The sequence below is a fragment of the Alcanivorax sp. HI0083 genome, from assembly GCF_001635175.1.
In genome coordinates, this window is the sequence record NZ_LWFX01001090.1 from 1 (window position 1) to 5,934 (window position 5,934).

General features: G+C 56.9%; 5 protein-coding genes and 1 pseudogene. 1 reads left to right on the top strand and 5 read right to left on the bottom strand.

Going from position 1 to position 5,934, the window contains the following annotated elements; genetic code table 11:
• The 3 genes and pseudogenes from A3754_RS14630 to A3754_RS14640 all read right to left on the bottom strand — a co-directional run.
• Positions 1-321: pseudogene (locus tag A3754_RS14630) on the bottom strand (ATP-binding protein); the annotation flags it as partial.
• 321 nt (positions 322-642) lie between these two features.
• Positions 643-1,545 (bottom strand): TIGR01777 family oxidoreductase, encoded by a 903-nt coding sequence (locus tag A3754_RS14635; RefSeq protein ID WP_063520288.1) that lies wholly within the window; start codon positions 1,543-1,545, stop codon positions 643-645.
• Positions 1,542-3,161 (bottom strand): hypothetical protein, encoded by a 1,620-nt coding sequence (locus A3754_RS14640; protein ID WP_063520289.1) that lies wholly within the window; start codon positions 3,159-3,161, stop codon positions 1,542-1,544. Before A3754_RS14640 ends, A3754_RS14635 begins: the two co-directional genes overlap by 4 nt.
• A 352-nt stretch (positions 3,162-3,513) precedes the next feature.
• On the opposite strand from A3754_RS14640, the gene A3754_RS14645 reads away from it, so the two are divergent.
• Positions 3,514-3,750, top strand: a complete 237-nt coding sequence (locus tag A3754_RS14645) for a PA3496 family putative envelope integrity protein (protein WP_063520290.1) — start codon at positions 3,514-3,516, stop codon at positions 3,748-3,750.
• A 54-nt stretch (positions 3,751-3,804) separates the two neighbouring features.
• Here A3754_RS14645 and sucD read toward each other — a convergent pair whose 3' ends face one another.
• A complete protein-coding gene (gene sucD / locus A3754_RS14650; protein WP_007150875.1) occupies positions 3,805-4,680 on the bottom strand; it encodes a succinate--CoA ligase subunit alpha in 876 nt (291 codons plus the stop codon).
• Positions 4,677-5,846, bottom strand: a complete 1,170-nt coding sequence (gene sucC / locus A3754_RS14655) for an ADP-forming succinate--CoA ligase subunit beta (protein ID WP_007149713.1) — start codon at positions 5,844-5,846, stop codon at positions 4,677-4,679. The genes sucD and sucC overlap by 4 nt, the downstream gene beginning before the upstream one ends.
• Between the last annotated feature and the right edge of the window lie 88 nt (positions 5,847-5,934).

Sequence of the window (5,934 nt, forward strand, 5' to 3'; positions counted from 1 at the left end):
GAGGAATTTTTCCGTCCCGGAACGGGCAATCGTACCCAGGTTATCCACTACCTCATCCTGGCCCATGCCAATGCCGTTGTCGGTAATGGTCAACGTGCCCGCGTCCTTGTCCACTTGCAGGGTAATGCGGGGTTCACCACCTTGCTCCAGCAACGCAGGATTATCCAGCGCCTGGAAACGTAACTTGTCGCACGCATCCGACGCATTGGAAATCAGCTCCCGCAAAAAGATTTCCCGGTTGCTGTAGAGAGAATGAATCATCAAGTGAAGAAGACGGGATACTTCTGCCTGAAATCCATGGGTCTGTTTTTCTGCTGACACGATTGGCTCCTGAACCTGCGGGTAATGTTGAGAAACAGATATGGGCAAACCGGGGGTTTTCAAGGTGCGTCACTGAATTGAGTGATAAGCGGACCTCAAGGCCCGCCTCACTATTCAACCCTGGCAAATCGCCGAACGCCGAATGCACAACGCCAGATACCTTTGTTCAAAATCTGGAATGTGGGGGCTTTTTCTTCTCTTTATACGGAGGATCTCCAGTCCATCCCCGGCATTCGCCCCAGGAAGGCTTCAGAAACAACGCCAGCCACCCGGCATCCACCCTGGCGCTGCACAAATCACCATTGGACAGGCTGGGCCAGCTTAACGACTGGTCAGGTGAGACAGGGCAGAATCCAGATCCGGGAAACGGAAAATGAAGCCCTGCTGCTCCAGGCGCCGGGGGTAAACCCGCTGGCCGCCAATCAGCATGGAGGATTGCTCTCCCAAGCCCACTTTGAGTGCGGTGGATGGCACGCGCAGCAGCGCCGGGCGTTTCACTTGTCGGGCAAGGGTGTGGTGAAACTCTCGCTGGGTTACCGGGGCCGGTGCGCAAGCATTGAAAACACCATCTACCCCTGGGGTTTCCAACGCCCGAACCAGCACCGCCACCATGTCGTCAATGTGCACCCAGCTCAGCCACTGGTTGCCATCACCAAGCATGGCGCCAAGCCCAAGCCGATACACTGGCAGCAACTTGCTCAACATACCGCCATCGCTACCGAGCACAATACCGGTGCGCACCAGACACAGCCGAACCCCCTGTCGCGATACCGGCCGGGCTGCCTGTTCCCAGGCATCACAGAGCAAATAACCGAAATCACGCTTGCGGGCGGGACTTTCTTCAGACAATTCCGCGTTATCTGCATTGCCATAAAAACCCACGGCTGAACCGGAAACCAGCACCGCCGGTTTACGGTCCAGCCGGGATACCAAACTCACTACGGCTTCGGTGACCCCCACCCGTGAAGCAAACAGCACCTTCTTGCGCCGCTCGGTCCAGCGCCCGGCAAACAGGCTTTCGCCAGCCAGGTTCACGATGCCATCAATCGCCGCATCACTGTTGATATCATCCAGAGATGTGACCAGGCGCGTCCCTTCCGGCAGCACGCGAGCCGCTTTTCGGGGTTTCCGGGTAAGAACGGTCAACTCGTGGCCATGGGCTGCCAATCGCCGGCAAAGATGCTGGCCAATAAACCCACTGCCACCTGTTATCAGTACCTTCAACGGGTTGCCTCAATATGGCGAATACTGTCGATATCGTAAAAGTACTCCATATTGCCCGCGCCCAACGGCACACTCAAGGTCAGGTGATCGTCGGCTACTGCCTGCAAAATTCCGGTGCGACTGGGCCCCTCATTGGCCTCAATAGTCACATTTTTTCCTAGCAGCGCCTTGAGCTCGCTGTTCGCAACCGCAGCCGGTTCTGCCGGTTCCGCGGGCGCCGATTCCACCGCTTGGCTCGGGGTAGACGGCGAATCCGCCGGCTCATCCGCCGCCGACTGATCCCCACCAGGCACCGTTAACCTCACTCGCTGGCCGGAAGACAGGGTCAGGGACTGTAATTCATCGGCCCCCACGCTGCGCTCCACATTACCGCTGCCCACATTCATTACCAGCCACAGGCGGTCGCCATCCACTTTGCGCAGCACCCCCTCCAGGGTCCGCCCGCCCGTGGTTTCCAACACCACCGACTGGTTTTCATACGCCACCAATTCCGGGAACGTCTGCATAATCGGTTCTGGCGCAGCCCGTTCCGGTTCAGCCGGTTTCTCGGCACTCGGGGTCACCAGCTCCAGCCCGCCCTCTTTTGCGGGTGTGGTAACACGGGTTTCCATGGAGCCAGCAACCACGGCCCAGCCCACGTCACTCTTCTCCAAACGTACCGTGCGTTCCTGCACAGCCCCATTACTCAATTCCACCACGGCCATTACCTGGCCGCTATTTTCCGTGCGCCGAAGGGTCACATGGCGGGCCTCAATCGTGCTCACGGCCCCTTCCGGGAACTGGGTTCGCAGAAACTCCTCCGCCACATAGGCCAGAGTATCTTCATGATCAAAGTACAGGTCGACCTGGCCGTTACGGTAACGCAGGTGGTTTGTGTGCGCGGTAAAGTCCCCGGCCAGATAGCTCTTGAAACTATCCGGCATGACCAGCACAAGGGAACCGGAAAGCTGCCCCGTATCCAGCGGCGCCAAAGCCAGCTCCATACGATAGCCACCGTCAAAAATGCGAGTCTCCGGGTAATCCTGGTTCTTCGGCTTCCAGGAGAGGTGCACCACAGGACCATCCTCATCCGACGGGCCTACAATCAATGTTCTGCGTTCGGTGATGTCTTCCGGGTTCCAACCCAGCAGAATGCGTACCTCCAGGTCAGCCAGAAACCCTTCGCCCTGGCTCAGGGTCATTACCCCATCAATCAGGGCAACGCGGTCGTAACGGAATGTCTCTCCATGCAAACGCCCGGTCAGGCGCTTGCCCTGTCTTGCGACAACCAACAGTGCAGACTCTTCCGAGGAAACAAACGCGGTGCTGCTGGCTTTTTTCTCGCCACGCAGCACCTGACCGCTCTGGCTGGATACCGGCTGCACGGAAGCGTCTCCCGCCAGGCTGCCGCCTGTGACCACGAACAGGCCTATGCCCACCGCAGTGGTCAGCACCGCTGCTACACGGCCCAGCGCCCACCAGCGATAATATTCCCAATGACTTTGCACCTGCCCCAGGCTTACCAGCGGCACCAGAAAAAAAAGCGAGCTGTGGCCCCGGCTACCGGCTTCATGCATCAGCCCCAGCGTGGTGATGATGAGTGCGCTTACCCCAACAATAATCAGCAGTTCTGCCATATTCTTATTCTCTCCACGGGTCGTCGCCCTACCGATAACCGGCGAACAGCCCCCACTTTACAAAGCCTTTTGCGGGCATTCCAGCACTTAAGTTACTGATTTTTCTATTAGAGTGAAGGGCATGATATGCATCACATTTAGCCCTCCCGAACCGCCCGCTGCAAGCGCTTATTGATTACAGCCCTGACCTTCCGCCCGGATGTTCTGTGCCACTCATCATTGAAAAGAAAAAAAAACTTGTAAGGCCGAAAGTCTGAGGATATACAGGCGCTGAGGAGATTGGGAAACCGGGGGTCCGGACCTGATTAGCCCGTATAACAGGTTGTTTGAGGAGGTCAGAAAGGAGGCCACCATGAGTAACCATCGTAATGAGCAAGACCTTGATTCGGAAGATCTGCTGATGAACGAAGATTTCGATATCCTGGATGACAGTGTGGATGAGGAAGAGCAGGAAGAGCGCAGCGCTCGCAGCCGCTCTTTCAATATGGACATGCGCCATCGCATCGAAGATCGGCTGGAAGAGCGGCGTCTGAAGAAGGAACTCAATGAATACGAGTCCTTCGACCTGGACGACGACCTCCTCCACTAAGCCCACAAAAAAGGCCGGCAAATGCCGGCCTTTTTTGTATCGCTAGCGGCGGGTTTACCAGCCGGTCGCTTCTTTCACAGCTTTACCGATTTCTGCCGGGTTGCGCACGGTTTTCACACCCGCCGCTTCCAGGACAGCAAACTTCTCGTCAGCCGTGCCCTTGCCACCAGCAATAATGGCACCAGCGTGGCCCATGCGCTTGCCTGCAGGAGCCGTTACGCCAGCGATGTAGCTGACCACCGGCTTGGTGACGTTCTCCTTGATATAGGCAGCCGCTTCATCTTCTGCGGTACCGCCGATCTCACCGACCATCACGATAGCTTCGGTCTGCGGGTCATTCTGGAACAATTCCAGCGCATCAATGAATGTCATGCCAGGAATCGGGTCGCCACCAATACCAATACAGGAAGACTGACCAAAACCCAGCTTGGTGGTTTGGTTAACCGCTTCATAGGTCAGGGTACCGGAACGGGAGACAATGCCTACCTTGCCAGGTTTGTGGATATGGCCCGGCATGATCCCGATCTTGCACTCACCCGGAGTAATTACCCCAGGGCAGTTCGGGCCGATCAGACGAACGCCGTCCATGCGGGAGATATACTCTTTGACGAAAAGCATATCCAGTGCAGGAACCCCTTCAGTAATGCAGACGATCAGTTCGATGCCGGCGTCTGCAGCTTCCAGAATGGAGTCCTTGCAGAACGGTGCAGGCACGTAAATCACGCTGGCGGTGGCGCCGGTTTCAGCCACGGCTTCTGCCACGGTGTTGAATACCGGCAGGCCCAGGTGCGTCTGGCCGCCTTTACCCGGGGTGACACCACCCACCATCTGAGTGCCATACTCAATGGCCTGTTCAGAGTGGAGTGTGCCCTGGCTGCCGGTGAAGCCCTGGCAGATAACCTTGGTGTTCTTGTCGATCAATACGCTCATGCGGCACCTCCCACTGCTTTCACTACCTGTTCGGCAGCATCATCAAAACTTTGTGCGGCAATGATGTTCATGCCGCTTTCTGCCAGCTTCTGGGAACCCAGCTCCGCATTGTTACCTTCCAGACGAACCACAACCGGGACCGTCACGCCCACTTCTTCCACGGCACCGATAATACCTTCAGCAATCAGGTCACAACGGACAATACCGCCAAAGATGTTCACCAGAACGCCTTTTACCTGATCATCAGACAGGATGATTTTGAACGCTTCGGTAACGCGCTCTTTGGTTGCACCGCCGCCCACGTCGAGGAAGTTGGCCGGCGCACCGCCTTTCAGCTTCACCAAATCCATTGTGCCCATGGCCAGGCCCGCACCGTTCACCATGCAACCGATGTTGCCGTCCAGCGCCACGTAGTTCAGGTCCCACTCGGCAGCACGACGCTCACGCTCGTCTTCCTGACTGGGATCGTCCAGTGCCTTGATGTCCGGGTGACGATACAGTGCGGAGCCATCCACGTTGATCTTGGCGTCCAGGCAGTGCAGATCGCCCTCATCGGTAATCACCAGCGGGTTCACTTCGATCAGCGCCAGGTCCTTGTCGATAAACAGCTTGGCCAGACCCACAAAGATCTTGGCAAACTGATTGACCTGCTTGCCTTCAAGACCCAGCTGGAACGCGATCTCACGAGCCTGGTAGGGCTGTGCGCCCACCAGCGGGTCGATTTCCGCCTTGAGAATTTTCTCCGGGGTTTCTTCTGCGACCGTTTCGATGTCCACGCCACCTTCGGTGGAGGCCATGAAGACAACACGGCGGCTGGCACGATCCAGTACCGCACTCAGGTACAGTTCTTTGGCAATGTCAGTGCAGGTTTCCACCAGAATTTTTGATACCGGCTGGCCGTGTTCATCGGTCTGGAACGTTACCAGGTTCTTGCCCAGCCACTGCTTGGCAAACGCCGCCGCATCTTCCGGGGTATCCACCAGCTTCACACCACCGGCCTTACCACGGCCGCCCGCGTGAACCTGGGCCTTCACGACCCATTTGTCACCACCGATCTCTTTCGCCTTTGCTGCGACCTCTTCCGGGGTATCGCAGGCAAAGCCGGTAGAGACTGGCAACCCATAATCAGCAAAAAGCTGTTTTGACTGATACTCATGGAGATTCATGCCAATACTTCCATCATCAATGAATTAGTGGCGCCCTGTTCAAGCGCCGTTATCGCTGCCGTTCAAATGTCGCACTATTTCTTGCGAC

Bases quoted from the DNA above. Each gene is read 5' to 3' on its own strand.
- A3754_RS14640 (WP_063520289.1), bottom strand. From the start codon at position 3,161: ATGGCAGAACTGCTGATTATTGTTGGGGTAAGCGCACTCATCATCACC.
- A3754_RS14645 (WP_063520290.1), top strand. From the start codon at position 3,514: ATGAGTAACCATCGTAATGAGCAAGACCTTGATTCGGAAGATCTGCTG.
- sucD (WP_007150875.1), bottom strand. From the start codon at position 4,680: ATGAGCGTATTGATCGACAAGAACACCAAGGTTATCTGCCAGGGCTTC.
- sucC (WP_007149713.1), bottom strand. From the start codon at position 5,846: ATGAATCTCCATGAGTATCAGTCAAAACAGCTTTTTGCTGATTATGGG.